This is a genomic window from Streptomyces sp. CBMA29, from assembly GCF_014596445.1.
Taxonomy (GTDB): Bacteria; Actinomycetota; Actinomycetes; order Streptomycetales; family Streptomycetaceae; genus Actinacidiphila.
Genome location: NZ_MECL01000187.1, coordinates 20,912 through 36,611 on the forward strand (window position 1 = coordinate 20,912; position 15,700 = coordinate 36,611).

At 72.1% G+C, this 15,700-nt stretch carries 13 protein-coding genes; 5 read left to right on the forward strand and 8 right to left on the reverse strand.

Translation table 11 applies throughout. The features are described from left to right. Positions 1–149 precede the first annotated feature (149 nt). Both BGM09_RS24770 and BGM09_RS24775 read left to right on the forward strand, forming a co-directional pair. Complete coding sequence (locus BGM09_RS24770) at positions 150–1,376, forward strand: phosphodiester glycosidase family protein (protein ID WP_188283912.1); 1,227 nt, start codon at positions 150–152, stop codon at positions 1,374–1,376. Positions 1,377–1,631: 255 nt separating this feature from the next. Next, the gene (locus BGM09_RS24775; RefSeq protein WP_188283913.1) at positions 1,632–2,735 is read left to right on the forward strand and encodes an ADP-ribosylglycohydrolase family protein; all 1,104 of its coding nucleotides are present in this window, start codon (positions 1,632–1,634) and stop codon (positions 2,733–2,735) included. Between the two features lie 75 nt (positions 2,736–2,810). Here the strand turns inward: BGM09_RS24775 and BGM09_RS24780 are convergent, their stop codons facing one another. Then, positions 2,811–4,382, reverse strand: coding sequence for a sodium:solute symporter family protein (locus BGM09_RS24780; protein ID WP_188283914.1), 1,572 nt, complete (start codon positions 4,380–4,382; stop codon positions 2,811–2,813). 432 nt (positions 4,383–4,814) lie between these two features. Here BGM09_RS24780 and BGM09_RS24785 point away from each other — a divergent pair, with 432 nt between their 5' ends. After that, positions 4,815–5,603, forward strand: a complete 789-nt coding sequence (locus BGM09_RS24785) for an SDR family oxidoreductase (RefSeq protein ID WP_188283915.1) — start codon at positions 4,815–4,817, stop codon at positions 5,601–5,603. Positions 5,604–5,678: 75 nt separating this feature from the next. On the opposite strand, the gene BGM09_RS24790 is transcribed toward BGM09_RS24785, so the two are convergent. After that, complete coding sequence (locus BGM09_RS24790) at positions 5,679–6,869, reverse strand: PLP-dependent aminotransferase family protein (RefSeq protein ID WP_188283916.1); 1,191 nt, start codon at positions 6,867–6,869, stop codon at positions 5,679–5,681. 95 nt (positions 6,870–6,964) lie between these two features. On the opposite strand from BGM09_RS24790, the gene BGM09_RS24795 reads away from it, so the two are divergent. After that, on the forward strand, positions 6,965–7,843 hold the full coding sequence (locus BGM09_RS24795) for a hypothetical protein (RefSeq protein ID WP_188283917.1): 879 nt from the start codon (positions 6,965–6,967) through the stop codon (positions 7,841–7,843). A gap of 136 nt (positions 7,844–7,979) precedes the next feature. Here BGM09_RS24795 and BGM09_RS24800 read toward each other — a convergent pair whose 3' ends face one another. From BGM09_RS24800 to BGM09_RS24810, 3 genes are all read right to left on the reverse strand, one after another. After that, on the reverse strand, positions 7,980–8,189 hold the full coding sequence (locus BGM09_RS24800; RefSeq protein WP_188283918.1) for a DUF397 domain-containing protein: 210 nt from the start codon (positions 8,187–8,189) through the stop codon (positions 7,980–7,982). Between the two features lie 172 nt (positions 8,190–8,361). After that, entirely contained in the window at positions 8,362–9,219 is an 858-nt protein-coding gene (locus BGM09_RS24805; protein ID WP_188283919.1) for a helix-turn-helix domain-containing protein, read from the reverse strand. Between the two features lie 387 nt (positions 9,220–9,606). Continuing rightward, on the reverse strand, positions 9,607–10,308 hold the full coding sequence (locus BGM09_RS24810) for a GOLPH3/VPS74 family protein (protein ID WP_188283920.1): 702 nt from the start codon (positions 10,306–10,308) through the stop codon (positions 9,607–9,609). A 253-nt stretch (positions 10,309–10,561) separates the two neighbouring features. Between BGM09_RS24810 and BGM09_RS38970 the strand changes: the two genes are divergently transcribed. Next, entirely contained in the window at positions 10,562–13,135 is a 2,574-nt protein-coding gene (locus BGM09_RS38970; protein WP_188283921.1) for a D-alanyl-D-alanine carboxypeptidase, read from the forward strand. Here BGM09_RS38970 and BGM09_RS24820 read toward each other — a convergent pair. The 3 genes from BGM09_RS24820 to BGM09_RS24830 all read right to left on the reverse strand — a co-directional run. Continuing rightward, positions 13,119–13,832, reverse strand: a complete 714-nt coding sequence (locus tag BGM09_RS24820) for a rhomboid-like protein (protein WP_317452884.1) — start codon at positions 13,830–13,832, stop codon at positions 13,119–13,121. The two genes, BGM09_RS38970 and BGM09_RS24820, sit on opposite strands and share 17 nt — an antisense overlap. Positions 13,833–13,926: 94 nt before the next feature. Then, the gene (locus BGM09_RS24825; protein WP_188283922.1) at positions 13,927–15,108 is read right to left on the reverse strand and encodes a winged helix DNA-binding domain-containing protein; all 1,182 of its coding nucleotides are present in this window, start codon (positions 15,106–15,108) and stop codon (positions 13,927–13,929) included. Between the two features lie 28 nt (positions 15,109–15,136). Continuing rightward, the coding region (locus BGM09_RS24830) for an HAD-IC family P-type ATPase (RefSeq protein WP_188283923.1) at positions 15,137–15,700 on the reverse strand (564 nt) is incomplete at its 5' end.

A 15,700-nucleotide genomic window follows, 5' to 3' on the forward strand; every position in this document is an offset into this window, starting at 1 on the left:
CGCACCACCGTCATGGCCGCGTTTCGCCGTGTTCCGGTGCGGGGATTGCGGGGGTGGTGGAGTCCTGTGGGAGTCACGGGAGACACGGGACTCACAGGACTCACGGGAACCGAGACACCCTTGGGGGAGAAGTGGCGTGGAGCGGGCGGGTGGGCGTGGCCCTGGCGGTCGCGGCGGGGGTGCTCGCCGGGGGACTGGCGGGGGCGACGGCCGTCGCGGCGGACAGCGGTACCGGCGGCGGGCTGCCGTACGAGCGGGTGGAGCGGCTCGGGCCGGGCGTGGAGTACCGGGAGTTCTCGGTGGCGGCCTCGCGCGGGACCGTGCACGGGCATGTGCTCGCGGTGGACCTGCGTGAATCCCGTACGCGGCTCGACCTGTTGACGCCGGGGGCGGTGGCGGCGCGGCAGGCGGTGTCGGGGCTCGCCGACGACCGGCAGGCGGTGGGCGCGGTGAACGGCGACTTCTTCAACATCACCGAGGACCAGCACCCCGGCGTGGCGCCGACCGGCTCCTCGGTGGGCCCGGAGATCGGTTCCGGACGGGACCTGAAGGCCGCGGTGCCCGACGGCCAGCGCTTCGGACCCGCGATGCCCCCGGGGGACACCACGCGCGACGTGCTCGGCATGGGCAAGGACCGCAGGCTGCGGCTCGACCGGCTGGACCTGCGGGGGTCGGTGCGCACCCCGCAGGGGAGCATCCCGCTGGGCGGCTACAACCAGTACGCGCTGCCCGTCGGCGGCGTCGGCGCGTACACGGCGGACTGGGGGACGGTCTCCCGGCAGCGGGCGGTCTGCGGCACGGACACCTCGCGCGGCGCCGGATGCAGCACGGACACCTATGAAGTGACGGTACGTCAGGGACGGGTCGCGGCGGTCGCGCAGGCGCCCGGCGCGGGAGCGATTCCCGCGGGCAGCACCGTACTGCTCGGCCGGGACGCGGGCGCCGACACGCTGCGCGCCCTGCGCGTGGGCGAACGCGTGGAGGTCGACAGCCGCCTCACGCCGACGCTCTCGCGCGAGCCGTACGTCTTCGCGGTCGGCGGCTTCCCCGTCCTGCGCGGCGGACAGCCGCTCGCGGGCCTGGACGACACGACGGCGGCCACGCGTACGGCCGCCGGTTTCGACGCGTCGGGCAGCACGCTGTACCTGCTGGCGCTGGACGGCTCCGCCGAGTCGGGCGCGGGCCTGACCATCGCAGAACTTGCGTCCGTCATGAGGGAATTGGGTGCAGATTCGGCGGTGAACCTCGACGGCGGCGGTTCCACGACGCTGGTCGCCCGCGACCCCGGCGCGGTGGCGGTGACCGTACGCAACCACCCGTCGGGCGGCGCCGAGCGTCCGGTCGCCAACGCCATCGGCGTCTTCTCGCGTACGTGAGCCGCGTACGTGAGCCGTGTATGTGCGCCTTACGCCCGAGTTGCGCGGCCCGCGTCGCGGACCCGGCTCCCGCGCCCGAGTCCGACACCTGGGTCGCGCGTCCGAGGATTTCCGGCGTCCGGCCGTATCCGACCGGATCACCACCGTTCGCGGACGAGCGTCACCGACCCCAGGGCCCCCTTCCGCTCCTGGTGACGTCGGCTATCGTGCTGGCGCAGAACGGGTTCGGATCGGGGTTGATCGAAGGGGACCGCTTTGACCGCTGTCTGGGGTCGCGCGCAGCAGCAGGACTTCCGCAGCCGCGTGCGGGGCTGCCTGCTGGGCGGGGCGATCGGGGACGCGCTGGGCGCGGGCGTCGAATTCGAGTCGTTCGAGGCGATCCAGCGCGATCACGGCACGGACGGCGTCACCGACTACGTTCCGGCGTACGGCAGACGCGGCGCGGTCACCGACGACACGCAGATGACGATGTTCACGGTCGAGGGCCTGATCAGAGCCCAGGTGCGCCGGGACACCGGCGCCTGGCACCCGCCCACCGACATCCACCGCGCCTACCGCCGCTGGTCGGCCACCCAGACCGAGTGGGGGCCCGACGAGCGCCGCAAGGACACCGGCTGGCTGGCCCGCGAGGAGTGGCTCTACGCGCGGCGAGCGCCGGGCGAGGCGTGCCTGAGCGGCCTGTCCGACGACCGGATGGGCACCCTGGAGGAGCCGAAGAACCCCGGTTCCAAGGGGTGCGGCACCGTGATGCGCTCCGCGCCCTTCGGGCTGCTGGTCGGCTGGGAACCGCAGCTCGTCTTCCAGCTCGCCGTGGAGTGCGCCGCCCAGACCCACGGCCACCCCACCGGGCAGCTCGCCGCCGGAGCCTTCGCCGTCATCGTGCACGGACTGGCGCGCGGCGAGGCCCTCGACGGCTCCGTCCAGCACGCCCTCGCCCTGCTCGGCGCCCGCCCCGGCCACCAGGAGACGACGGACGCGCTCCAGGGCGCCCTGGGCGCCGTACGGCAGGGGATGCCGTCGCCGCAGCGCGTGGAGGCGCTGGGGGAGGGCTGGACGGCCGAGGAGGCGCTGGCGATCGGCGTCTACTGCGCCCTGGTCGCCGAGGACGTGCGCCACGGGCTGCTGCTCGCCGTCAACCACTCGGGCGACAGCGACTCCACCGGCTCCATCTGCGGCAATCTGCTCGGCGTCCAGCACGGGGAGACGGCGCTGCCGCCCGCGTGGATCGCCGAGCTCGAAGGCCGTGCCACGCTGCTCCAGCTCGCCGACGACTTCGCCATGGAGATGACCCAGGCCCCCGCCCTCCACGGCCCTTCGGGCGCCAGCCCGGCCTGGCTCGACCGCTACCCGGCGGCGTAGCCCGGGGGTGCCCCTTGGGGGCGCGTCCGGGCGGGCCGCGACCCGCTTTCGTCAGCGGGCCGCGGCCAAGGAGCGTTACTCCGACACCGTCGTCGGTGTCGGCTCCGACGACGGTTCGGGGAGGGAGACGGAGGCCGGGCCGGGGCCGCCGCCGTCGTCGGAGTTGATCAGTGCGAGAAGAGCGTCCCGCTCCGGCGTGTCCTCCGGCTTGATCCAGCCGATGACGATGTAGAGGACGAGCGAGACGGCCAGCGGGAGCGAGATCTGGTATTCGAGGTTGACGCCGCCCGAGACGGCGTCGTTGATGGGGTAGTTGAGCAGGTAGAAGGCGAGCAGGCCGAGCGCCCAGCTCGTGAGGGCCGCGGTCGGGCCGGACTTGCGGAAGCGCGGGAGCAGCCCGAGCATGAACGGGATCGCGATCGGCCCCATCAGACCGGCCACCCACTTGATGACGATGGTGATGATGTCCTTGAAGGTGGGGGAGTTGACCTGGGTGGCCACGGCCATGGACAGGCCGAGGAAGGCCAGCGTGGTCAACCGGGCGGCGATCAGCCCGACCTGGGCCGACCATTCGCGGGCGGTCTTCGAGAAGGCCGGGGCGATGTCACGGGTGACGACGGCGGCGATGGCGTTGGCGTCCGAGGAGCACATGGCCATGGTGTGCGAGAAGAAGCCGACCACGACCAGGCCCAACAGGCCGTGCGGCAGGAGCTGTTCGACCATCAGGCCGTACGAGTCCGAGCCGTCCGGCTTCTTGGCGTGCACCAGCAGCGGCGAGATCCACATCGGGAAGAAGAGGATCACGGGCCAGACGAACCACAGCGCCGACGACAGCCAGGCGCTGCGGGTGGCCTCGCGGGCGGAGCCGGTGGCCATGTAGCGCTGGGCCTGGTTCCACATGCCGCCGTTGTACTCGAAGGTCTTGATGAACAGGTACGCCAGCAGGAAGACGGTGGTGTACGGGCCCGCGACCGGGTCGGCGTGGTGCTTGAGCGCGGGCTCGTCCCACACGTTCCAGATGCCGCTGATCCCGCCGACCTTGTTGAGCGCGGCGACGAGCATCGCGAGCCCGGCGATCAACTGGATGACGAACTGGCCCAGTTCGGTGAGCGCGTCCGCCCACAGACCGCCGACCGTGCAGTAGATGGCGGTGATCGCGCCGGTGATGACGATGCCCTGGGTGATGGTGACCCCGGTGAAGACGGACAACAGCGTGGCGATGGCGGCCCACTTGGCGCCGACGTCCACGATCTTGAGCAGCACGCCGGACCAGGCGAGCGCCTGCTGGGTCGTCAGGTTGTAACGGTTCTTGAGGTATTCGAGCGGCGAGGCCACATGGAGCCGCGAGCGCAGCCGGTTGAGCCGGGGCGCGAAGAGCTTGGCACCGATGGCGATGCCGAGCGCGATCGGGAACGACCAGGTGACGTAGGAGGTGATGCCGTAGGTGTAGGCGATGCCCGCGTAACCGGTGAACATCACCGCGCTGTAGCCCGACATGTGGTGCGAGATGCCGGACAGCCACCACGGCATCTTGCCGCCCGCGGTGAAGTAGTCGCCGACGTCGTCGACGCGCTTGTGGGACCAGAGTCCGATCGCGAGCATCACGCCGAAGTACGCGATCAGCACGGTCCAGTCGAGACTGTTCATGTCCCCTCCAGAGGGGTCCGCCTTGTGAACAGGAGCGCACTTCGCTGTGGCGCCGGTCCGGGCGGGTCGCCCCCGTGCGGGAGTGGGGACTTCCGGGATTGAACCCCTCGTGCGGGGGGCCGGTCAAGGGTCCCTGCGTTCAAGAGTCTGAACTCAGATCAGAAAGCCGAACGATTTTACTCGCTCTTTGCTTACCTTGGCATTGTCGTGACCCTGATCACCAACCCACGATGAGCGGACACTTCGCTGGACGTCGCACGAGGCCCGCGGGACGCGCGGGACACAGGAGGCAGCCGTCCGGGATACGGGATCCCGTGCGGAAGCAGAGGGGAGCGGCCGATCGCCGACGCACGCGTGACCGCCGCGGCCTTCCCTCCTGCGGGCGCCCGCCCTATTCTGACGCTCCGTCAGAAAATGCTTGCGGAGGCCGACATGCTCCTGAACGGGAAGACCGTGGTCGTGACCGGCGTCGGCGCCGGCCTCGGGCAGCGCGTGGCGGCGGCCGTCGTACGCGACGGCGGACGGGCGGTGCTGGGCGCGCGGACCGCCGAACGGCTGGCCAAGACGGCGGCCGAGATCGATCCGGCGGGCGCCTCGACGGCCTGGCTGCCCACCGACATCGCCGACGGCGCGCAGTGCGAGGCGCTGGCGGCGCTGGCGCAGGAGCGGTTCGGCGGGATCGACGCCGTCGTCCAGGTCGCCGCGCTCGACGACTACTTCGGCGGCCTGGAGGACGCGGACTTCGCCGCCTGGCAGCGGGTCCTCGACGTCAATCTGCTCGGGTCGCTGAGGCTCGCCCAGGCGTGTCTGCCCGCCCTCAAGCGCCAGGAGCGCGGCGGCTCCGTCGTGTTCATCGGCACCCAGTCCGCGGTCGCGGCGCCCAGCCAGGTCCGCCAGGCGGCGTACGCGGCCTCCAAGGGCGCCCTCACCTCCGCGATGTACTCACTCGCGCGCGAGCTGGGCCCGTACCGCATCCGGGTCAACACCGTGCTGCCCGGCTGGATGTGGGGGCCGCCCGTGCAGTCCTTCGTCGCGCTCACCGCCCGCGCCGAGGGCGTCGGCGAGGACGAGGTGCTGGCCCGCCTCGCCCGCCGCATGGCACTGCCCGAACTGGCCACCGACGGCGACGTGGCGGAGGCCGCCGTGTTCCTCGCCTCCGACCGCGCCCGCGCGATCACCGGACAGTCACTGCTCGTCAACGCGGGCGAACTGATGCGGTAGCGCCCGCGGTTACGGACGCACGGCGCCCCGCGTACGTACGTCTCCAGGCCGATGTACGGCCCCCCGCCGACGACTTCAGGCGAAGACCTTCGCCAGCCGCCGCAGCCCTTCCGCGATCTCCTCCGGCGTGTGCGTCGTGAAGGACATCCGCAGCGCCCCCGCCTCCGGCGCCTCCGCGAAGAACGGCAACCCCGGTACGTACGCCACGTCGTGGCCGACCGCGGCCGGCAGCAGCGCCGTCGCGTCGTACCCCGCGGGCAGCCGCACCCAGACGAACATGCCGCCCTCGGGCCGGTTCCAGGTGCTGCCGGAGGGCAGCGCGGCCGGGAGCCCGGCGAGCAGCGCGTCGCGCCGGGCGCGGTAGGCGGTACGCACCCGGTCCAGATGGACGTCCAGGTCGTGGTCGGCGAGGTAGCGCGCGGCGGCGGCCTGGTCGACGGTCGAGGTGTGCAGGTCGGCGGCCTGCTTGGCGATCACGCAGGCGCGCAGCAGCGCGGCGGGCGCCCGCAGCCAGCCGAGCCGCATCCCCGGCGACATGATCTTGGAGAAGCTGCCGAGCAGGACCGTCCGGTCGGCGGCCTCGGGCAGCGCCGCGATCCACGGCACGCTCTCGCCCTCGAACCGCAGATCCCCGTACGGGTCGTCCTCCGCGATCCACAGCCCGTGCCGCTCCGCCGCCTCGGCCACCGCGCGGCGGCGTTCGAGCGGGAGCGTACGCCCGGTCGGATTCTGGAAGTTGGGCACCAGGTAGAGCAGTTTCGGCCGTTCCCGGCGCGCCACCTCCTCCAGCGCCTGCGGGACCACCCCGTACGCGTCGGTCGGCACCGGCACCACCCGGGCGCCCGCGAAGCCGAAGCACTGGAGCGCCGCCAGATACGTCGGATTCTCCACCAGCACCACATCGCCGGGCTCGATCAGCGCGGTCGCGATCAGCGCGAGCCCCTGCTGCGAGCCGCCGGTCACCAGGATGTCGTCCATGCCCGTCGCCAGGTCGCGCCCGCTCAGCCGGGCCGCCACGGCCGCGCGCAGCGCGGGATCGCCCTCGGTCGTCGAGTACTGGAGCACCTTGTGCGGCCGCTCGGCCAGGACGCGGGCGTACGCCTCCGCGATGGCCGCCGCGTCGAACAGCTCGGGCGCGGGCAGCCCGCCGGCGAAGGAGATCACCTCCGGCCGCGCGGTCAGCGCCAGGATCTCCCGTACCGGCGAGGCGCCCACCGAGACGGCGCGGGCGGCGAGGGCGGGCACGGCGGCACGGGTGGTGGTCATGTCCGGCAGCCTACGAAGAATCGTTGCCATGTCCAGGTACTTTCCAGCATCCGGGCACCTTCACTTCTCCCCAGAGCTGACGTAGCGTCAGATTCATGGCTGAGGACGTGAGAACGGGCCCGGACAGCGGAACGGACGTCGAGGCGTACGGACGGCTCGCGGCCGTCGGACCGTACGGCGTCGATGTCGGGCACGCGCTGATCACCATGGTCGAGCCGCACGCCGGGCACGAATACGCGTACAACCGGTGGTACGAGGACGACCACTTCATCGCCGGTGCGATGGCGATGCCCTGGCTGTACGCCGGGCGCCGCTGGGTGGCCACGCGGCCGCTGCTGGACCTGCGGTACCCGGCGGACTCCGCGGTCGCGCAGCCGGTCACCGCGGGCTGCTACCTGTCGCTGTACTGGATCACCGAGGGCCGCTACGACGCGCACATGCGGTGGACGGTCGGCATCAACAAGCGGCTCAACCGCGACGCCCGCGTCTACCACGACCGCACCCACGTCTTCACCGCGTTCCAGGACCGCGCGGCGAGCGTCTACCGGGACGGCGCCGCCGGTCCGCGCGACATCCACGCGCTCGACCACCCGTACCGCGGACTCGTCCTCGAAGTGCTGGAGGCGGAATCCGCCGAAGGCCGGGACGAATTGCTGGAATGGCTGCGGGCCCGCCACCTGCCGAAGAAGCTCGCCGGATCACCGGCGGCGATGGTGGTGATCTTCACGCCCACTCCGCTGCCGCTCGACCGCATGTCGTATGTGAAACAGGTCGAAGGCGTCGAAACCCGGCTCACCCTCCTGTGGTTCCTGCAACACGATCCACGCGAGGGCTGGGAAGAGCATTTCGCCGCTCACGCCGCCGAGATCGCCGGCCGGACCGACTCGGCGGGACGGTCGGCGAAAGTGGAATTCATCGCTCCCTTCATTCCGACCATTCCCGGCACGGACACGTATGTCGATCAACTCCGGTGATCCACGGGCCCCATGGGCCCACGGACAGCAGTGAGCCCCCTCGGCTAGGACGGCGGCCAGACGAGAGGGCTCTTCTGCGGTCTCCCGCGATACTTCCGCGGTCTTCCGCGGTACTTCTGAAGGTGCGCGCGCTGTACTAGTTGATCGTGAAGGCGCCGCGGTCGACGTCCGTGACGAACGAGGTCCACGCCTCAGGAGAAAAGCTGAGGACCGGACCCTGCGGGTCCTTGGAGTCGCGGACCACGACCGACTCGACGGCCGGGGACTTCACTTCCACACAGGCGCCATTTCCGGTGGACCGCGAGGACTTCATCCACGCGGGAGTACTGCCCAGCTTGATTGCCATCTCTGCTCCGGTCTGTGCTGATGGCGGCGGCGAGGTACGCCAATGCCTGACTACGCGCTCGACGCTACTAGCCAACATCGCGGACCGGTGGGCCACTTCACCCAAGTGGATGGCATATTCCCAGTAACTCTTCCAATGGGAGCGAGCGGGGGTGTACCGTATCGCCCGCACTTCAGCGGGTGTATCGTTCCGCCGCCTCGATGATGAACTGCCGGGTCAGTTCGGCGCTGAGCGCCTGGGCCCGAAGGTGCTCGTACATCACGCTGTACGCCTGCACATCGGTGTCCTTCTCCAAGTACAGGTCGCTGTTGACGCCTTCGAGATAGACCACCGTGGCATCGGTCACGTCGGTGAACTCCAGTACCGCGAACTGCCCGCTCAAACCGGGATGCGCGCCCGCCTCGAACGGCAGCACCTGCACGGTCACATGCGGCATATGGCTCAACTCCACCAAATGCAGGAGCTGTTCGCGCATCACCTGCTCGTCGCCGACCTTGCGGCACAGCGCGGCCTCGTCCATGACGGCCCACATCCGCAGCGGCATGTCCTTGTCGGTGATCCGCTGCTGCCGGCGCATTCTCACGCTGACGCGCTTGTCGACCTGTTCGGGAGTGGCCTCCGGCAGATTGCCCGCGATCATCGCGGCGGCGTACCCCGGGGTCTGCAACAGGCCCGGCACCACCTGGGGTTCGAAGACCCGCAGACTGGCCGCCTCGGTCTCCAGGCCGATGTACACGCTGTACGGGATGTCACCGAAGGCATGCCACCAGCCCTGCTGGCGCGACTCCTTGGCCATCTGCATCAGCGAGTCGACGATCCGCACGTCCTCGACGCCGTACACACCGCACAGGTCGCGCACATCGCGCTGGCTGATGCTCCGGCGTCCGTTCTCCAACCGGCTGATCTTGGACTGCGACACCAGGAGCCGGGCGGCGACCTCCTCGGCCGTCATGCCTTTCTGCTCCCGCAACTTGCGCAGTTCCGAACCCAGCCGGCGGCGCCTGACGGTGGGATTGACGTTGGCGACCACTGGTAGTGCACCTCCACGCTGAACCTACTGATGGTCAGCAGCCTGCCACTTGCGGTCATCGGCGCGCTGGCGAATGGGGGTAACCCGACAGGGGCGTGTACGCGGTGGTACACGGGGGTGTATACGGCGACGCGCGGTGCGACGGATCCCGGAACGTGTCCCGGGCCCCGCCGCCCCGCGCGTCACAGCGGCTCCCGGAACGGGTCGCTGAGGACGGCGCGATGGTCGCGGATTGCGGTGCCCCGTCCCTGCCGACGGGCGCCGCAGCCGTCCCTGATGAGGGGGTTGCCGAGCGCTACGTGCTCACCTGCGCACGCGCTCCCACGTACTGAGCGTGCTGAACGTACTGACCGTGCTGCCTGTGCACACTCGCTGTCACGCGGTGACTCAACGGGCGCCGACGCGGGCCATGGTGCTGTGCCCCGCCGCTCGCGGTGCCGGAGCGGCTGGCCGCTTTGGCTGCGCCGCCACGCCGTTCTGCACATCCATCACGGCATGCGCGACGAGGCCGCCCATCGGGTCGTACCTGATCAGGTCACGCAGGCGCGATCGCGACGACCGGCCCTCGTTGCCCGGGTAGAGGTGCTTGCCGAGTCCCACGGCGTGGGCGAGCGCGGCGAGCGCGGCGGTCCGCGGGTCCGGCGGCACGCCGGTACGGATCGCACTGTCCAGCCGGGTACGGATCTCCCGGCTGACCGCGCTGTCGGACGCCTGGTACCGCGTCGTCGGCAGCACCCCGCACATCTGGCCTGGCACGGCATGCACCATGCCGCACCGCTCCAGGTGCGCGAGATACGTCTGGCGGAGCCCGAGGCGGGGTCCGCCGATCCAGTGGACGGCCCGCACCGGACTGCCGCGTCGCCGCAACAGTTCGAGAGCGGAGTCCAGGGTCGGATCTCCAGTCGGCCGTGGGTGCACCACGGCTATACGATCCCCGTCAGGGGCTATCCGTCCGGCCAGGGCCAGCTCGACGAGCTGTGCCCCGGCGAGGCCGAGGTCGAGCGATTGAGGCTGCGCCGTGGTCCCGGTCGTCGGGTCCAGTGCGAGCAGCAACAGCTCTTCCGGAATTGTTCTGCGGCTCTTGCCCATCCATGCCTCCCCGCGTGGATGAATGACAGGGTGACGCCTCTCACACCAGCCTGTCGAGAGCGCCTTTGCCTTATCGACGGGAACCGGGTGGTATGTCGTTCTCGTCTACGGGGTGGGCGGTGGTGTCGCGGACGGGTCGCGGGCCTGTCGGCGGGACACTGCCAGTGTGAGCTTTGAAGGGGTATGGGCGCCATTCGGCATCCGCCCCCGCACGATGTGTGCGGCCATTTCGTGATGTGTGGAGGAGGTCTGCGTGGCGGGCGAGTCCCCCGGCAGGGAACAGCGGCAGGGCACGTCGGGGGAGGCGGTCGAGCGGTCGACCGCTGATCCGAGGCTGGTGGTGTTCCGGCCGCCCACCGAGGGGCACGGGACACGCGTGGCGGAGGGCGTACGGGAGGAGCACGCGGGCGCCGCGGTCGGAGCCGTCCCCTCCGCGCCCCCCGAAGCGGCGGACTCCGCGGGCTCCGGCGCACGCCCCCACCCGGCCGCGTCCTCCGCCGCCGCCTCCACGGCGAATACGCCGGATGGCGTAGCGGTCGTAGACGAATCCTCCGACGCGGCTACGTCCACGACGCCGCCCGCGCCCCGCACCCCGGAGGTCCTGCCTCCGGAAGCGGAACCGAATCGTGACCTCCAGGACCCGGATTCCGCCGCCGAGGAGGCCCCCGAGGACGGGTCGGGCCCCGAAGCGGGCTCCGAAGACGGCCCGGAAGCGGAAGACGCCGCCCCGCCCGCGCCGCCCGCGCCGGAACGCGACGAGCACACCGCCGTGCTGCGCGTCGGGGGGCGCGGGGGCCTGCCGGCCGCCGGCGCCACCGCCGGCGGCTCTGAGACCGGTGACGGTACGGCCGAGGACGCGGACGGCGTGAACGACGCCGAGGACGTGAACGGCGCCGACGGCGTACCGGGCGACGTATCGGACTCCACCCCGGCCTCCGGCGACGGTGAGGACGCCGAGGACGCCGGTGACGCCGAGGCCCCCGAGGACACGGCCCCCGAGGACGCGGCCCCGGCGGCCTCGACCGCCGCTGACGCCGCCGACGCCGAGGACGCCGCGCCTTCCGCCGCTGACGCCGAGGACGCCGCTCCCGAGGACTCCGACAGCTCCGCCCCCGAGGAGGCCCCGGAGGACGCCCCCCGGGGCACCCCCGAGGGCGACGCCCCCAAGAGCCCCGGCGCCCGGAGCACCTCCGTCCTGCGCCCGCTTGTGTCCGATCTCCCCGCCGAGCGCACGGCGGCGCAGGGCGCGGAAGGCGCCTCAGGAGCCCGTAGCGCGCCCTCTGGCGCCTCCGCGCCCTATGAGGCGCCCCAGGCGCCTCCGGCGTCCGCCACGCCGCGTACGGGCCCCGTGAAGCCCTCGGAGAGTCCGGCCGCGGGCCCGATCGGGCAGCCGTCCGCCCCGCCGAGGCCCGCCGCGGGCGCGCCGCTGCCCCCGTACGCCGGGAGCCCGTCCGCGATCGGCACCCCCACGGCGGCCTCGCCGGACGGCGCGGCGGCCGGGCCGGACGGGACGCGGTCGATGCCCGTGCCGCCGGAGCCCGAGGCGCCGCTGAAGCTGCTCGCGGAGCTGACGAACACCCCGCCGCCGCGCCAGACGCTGCTGCGGACGGTCGCGCGCCGGTTCAAGATCTGGACCCCGCTGGTGGTGCTGCTGGCGATCGTGTTCGTCGTGGTGCAGGCGCTGCGCCCGCTGCCCGCGCCGTCGATGGCGCTGACCGCGGCCCCGTCGTACACCTTCGACGGCACGCCGCTGCCGCAGTCCATGCCGTGGCCGTCGCAGGGCCAGTCGGTGGCCGAGGTCGAGGGTCTGGGCTCGCTCGGCGTGCACGGCGCGCAGACTCCGGTGCCGATCGCGAGCGTCACCAAGGTGATGACCGCGTATCTGATCCTGCGCGACCACCCGCTGACGGGTCAGCAGACCGGTCCGACGATCCCCGTGGACGCGCAGGCGGCCGACGAGGCGAGTTCGAGCGACGAGTCGACCGCGCAGGTCAAGAAGGGCCAGCGGTTCACCGAGCGGCAGATGCTGCAACTGCTGCTGATCCCCTCGGGCAACAACATCGCCCGCCTGCTGGCGCGCTGGGACTCCGGCACCCAGGAGGCGTTCGTCACCAAGATGACGAAGGCCGCCGCCGACCTCGGCATGACCAACACCACGTACACCGGCGCGAGCGGTTTCGAGGAGACCACGCGGAGCACCGCCGTCGACCAGTTGAAGCTCGCCCGCGAGGTCATGAAGAACGACGTGTTCCGGTCGGTCGTCGCGCAGCCGAACATCGACATTCCCGGCGTCGGCACGATCTACAACAACAACAACGACCTGGTCAACGTGGGTGTGATCGGCATCAAGACCGGTTCGAGCACCCCTGCGGGCGGCGCCCTGATGTGGGCGGCGAACAAGAAGGTCGACGGCAAGGAGCAGTTGATCCTCGGCGTCGTCCTCCAGCAGCGCGGCGGCACGACCGTCTACGACAGCCTCCAGGCGGCGCTGGTCAACTCGCAGAAGCTGATCAGCTCCGTGCAGGGCGGCCTGACCTCGTCGACGATAGTGAAGAAGGGCGAGGTCGTCGGGTACGTGGACGACGGGCTCGGCGGTCACACGCCGGTCGTGGCGAGCAAGGACCTGAAGGCCGTCGGCTGGCCGGGCCTGAGGACGACGCTGTCGCTGACCCCCCTCAAGGACGGGCTGCCGCACACCGCCAAGTCCGGCGCCGAGGTGGGCACGATCGGCTTCGGCACCGGCTCGGCCCGCACCACGGTGCCGGTCGTCCTCGGGTCCGACCTGAGCGAGCCGTCGTTCGGCACGAAGCTCACCCGGGTCGGCTGACTCCGGGCCGCCTGCGGGCGGCACCGCGCAGGCTCCGATACGCGGCGGCCGGGTCGATCCGACCCGGCCGTCCGCGTGTCAGCGGGTAGCAGGCCAGGCCGAGCAGCACCGACGTGAAGTGCCCGACGTCGGTGAAGGTGCGGCCCTCGACCAGCGCGAGCCCGTAGAAGAGCAGCACACAGGCGCCGTACAGATACCGCCAGGGCATCGCGACCGCCCAGGTCAGCACCGCCTCGACCGCCGCCAGTCCGTAACTGACGCCCACGTCGAGGGTGTCTGCGGCCGACTGCGGCGCGTGCCCGTGCCGGATCGCCCACAGCAGCACGCCCTCACTGATGTACGTCGCCGCGACGTGCCCGATCAGCACGACCGCGAGCCACCGCCAGGTGCCCAGCCAGCGCTCGGCGGTGGCGTGGAAGACCGTGTAGAGCAGCACGTACAGCAGCCATCCGCCGCCGTCGATCCACAGCGCGCTGCGCACCAGGGCGCGGACCGGCTGGCTCGACAGATTGTGGATGTTCGTCGACCGCAGCCGCAGGAAGTCGTCCACCGTGGCGGGCGCCATTCGGTGGATCGCGACCGTGGTGAAGAACAGGATCACCAGCCAGATGTACGTGCCGGGGGCGCTGCGGACGTACGCCCACACGGCGCGGGCCACGGCGCGGGTGACACGCGCTGGGCGTGAGGGGAGATGCACGCTCCGGATTCTGTCCGGAAAGCGAGGTTTATACGGCCGCGCCGCGCGTAAGCGCGGCCTACCGAGTCCGGCGGGTGCGCGGGCCCCGAGCGGGTCACGCCGACAGTTCGCGCTCCAAAGGGGTGCGGAATCGCGGTGTGACCGTCACACCGCCGTCCGCGAGAAAAGCGCTGAGACGTTCCGCCGCCGCCCCGACCGCGTCCGCCGCCCGCGCGCCCCGGTCGGCCAGCAGCCGCCAGGCGACGGCGCCGTCCGCGCGGTGCGCCCAGCCGCCGATCACCTCGCCGCCCCACCACACGGTGGGCCCGACGTTGCCCGAACGGTCGAAGAGGGACGCCCGGTGCTCGCGCGGCAGGAACCAGTCGCGCTCCCGCCACCCCATGGGCGTCGGGTCCAGCGCGGGCAGCAGCGTCGCGGCGGGCGGCGGCGCGTCCGCCGACGGCCCGGCGTCACCGGGCAGTACGTGGCCGACGGCGTTCCCGTCCAGCGGCACTTCCTCGGCGCCGACCGCCGCGAGCGCCTTGCGCACCTCTGTCAGCGACCACCCCGTCCACCACTTCAGATCGGCCGCCGTCCCCGGTCCGTACGCCCCCAGCCACGCCTTCACCACCCCGGCGCGCGCCTCGGCCACCGGCACCTCGGGCAGCGGCTCGGCGTTCGCCCACCGGAACTGGCTGCTCGTCCACGACCCGGCCGGCCTGCGCCGCTCGATCCGGCCCTCGGCGGCCATCGTCCTGATGATCCGGCTCGCCACGTTCTGCCGCGCCTCGTACGGCTTCCCCGCCGCCACCAGCACCTGCTCGCGCAGCTCAGGCACCAGCTTCGACAGCCCCGCGCCGCTGGTCTCACCATGCGCGTCGAGCGCCGCGCGCACCCGCGCCTCGACGTCTTCCAGCCACGCCTCGTCCCAGCCGCCGCCCTCCGCCAGAAACGCCAGCAGCCCCTTGCGCTCCTTCGCCGCGATCTGCCGCCCGGCCGCCGCGTACACCCCCGGCGCCGCCGCCCGGCCCACCACGAACATCGTGCGCCGCATCGCCAGCATCCGCACCAGCGACCCGGTCTCCCCGTAGAGCGCCTCCTCCAGCGCCCCGACGCCGTCGCCCGGCTCCCGCAGCCGCGCCGCCACGGTCAGGAACACCGTCGCCGGATCCGTCGCGTGCAGCGCCACGAGCGCGTCGGCGACCTCCTCGCACCTGCCCACGGCCCGGAGCTGCCGCCGCGCGAGCCGCCCGCGCCGCTCCTCGTTCCCGATCTGTCGCCGCCGCGTTCCGCTCATGCCCTCATGCTCACACGCCCCGCCGTCGCTACCGGCTCAGCGGCCGGAAGCCGCGCAGGCGCAGGCTGTTGGCCACGACGAAGACGGAGGAGAAGGCCATGGCCGCGCCCGCGATCATCGGGTTGAGCAGGCCCGCCGCGGCCAGCGGCAGCGCGGCGACGTTGTAGCCGAAGGCCCAGAAGAGATTGGACTTGATGGTGCCGAGCGTGCGCCGCGCGAGGCGGATGGCGTCGGCGGCCACGCGCAGGTCGCCGCGGACCAGGGTGAGGTCCCCGGCCTCGATGGCGGCGTCGGTGCCGGTGCCCATGGCGAGCCCGAGGTCGGCCTGGGCGAGCGCGGCGGCGTCGTTCACCCCGTCGCCGACCATGGCGACGCTGCGCCCCTCGGCCTGGAGCCGCCGGACGACGGCGACCTTGTCCTCGGGGAGGACGTCCGCGAAGACGTCGGCCGCGTCGATGCCGACCTCGGCGGCGACGGCCGCCGCGACGGCCGCGTTGTCCCCGGTGAGCAGCATCGGCCGCAGGCCGAGCGCCCGCAGCCGCCGGACGGCCTCCGCGCTCGTCGGCTTGACGGCGTCGGCGACGACGAGCAC

Excerpts from the sequence above, each read along its gene's own strand:
- BGM09_RS24780 (WP_188283914.1), bottom strand. The coding sequence starts at position 4,382 with ATGAACAGTCTCGACTGGACCGTGCTGATCGCGTACTTCGGCGTGATG.
- BGM09_RS24785 (WP_188283915.1), top strand. The coding sequence starts at position 4,815 with ATGCTCCTGAACGGGAAGACCGTGGTCGTGACCGGCGTCGGCGCCGGC.
- BGM09_RS24790 (WP_188283916.1), bottom strand. The coding sequence starts at position 6,869 with ATGACCACCACCCGTGCCGCCGTGCCCGCCCTCGCCGCCCGCGCCGTC.
- BGM09_RS24795 (WP_188283917.1), top strand. The coding sequence starts at position 6,965 with ATGGCTGAGGACGTGAGAACGGGCCCGGACAGCGGAACGGACGTCGAG.
- BGM09_RS24800 (WP_188283918.1), bottom strand. The coding sequence starts at position 8,189 with ATGGCAATCAAGCTGGGCAGTACTCCCGCGTGGATGAAGTCCTCGCGG.
- BGM09_RS24810 (WP_188283920.1), bottom strand. The coding sequence starts at position 10,308 with ATGGGCAAGAGCCGCAGAACAATTCCGGAAGAGCTGTTGCTGCTCGCA.
- BGM09_RS24825 (WP_188283922.1), bottom strand. The coding sequence starts at position 15,108 with ATGAGCGGAACGCGGCGGCGACAGATCGGGAACGAGGAGCGGCGCGGG.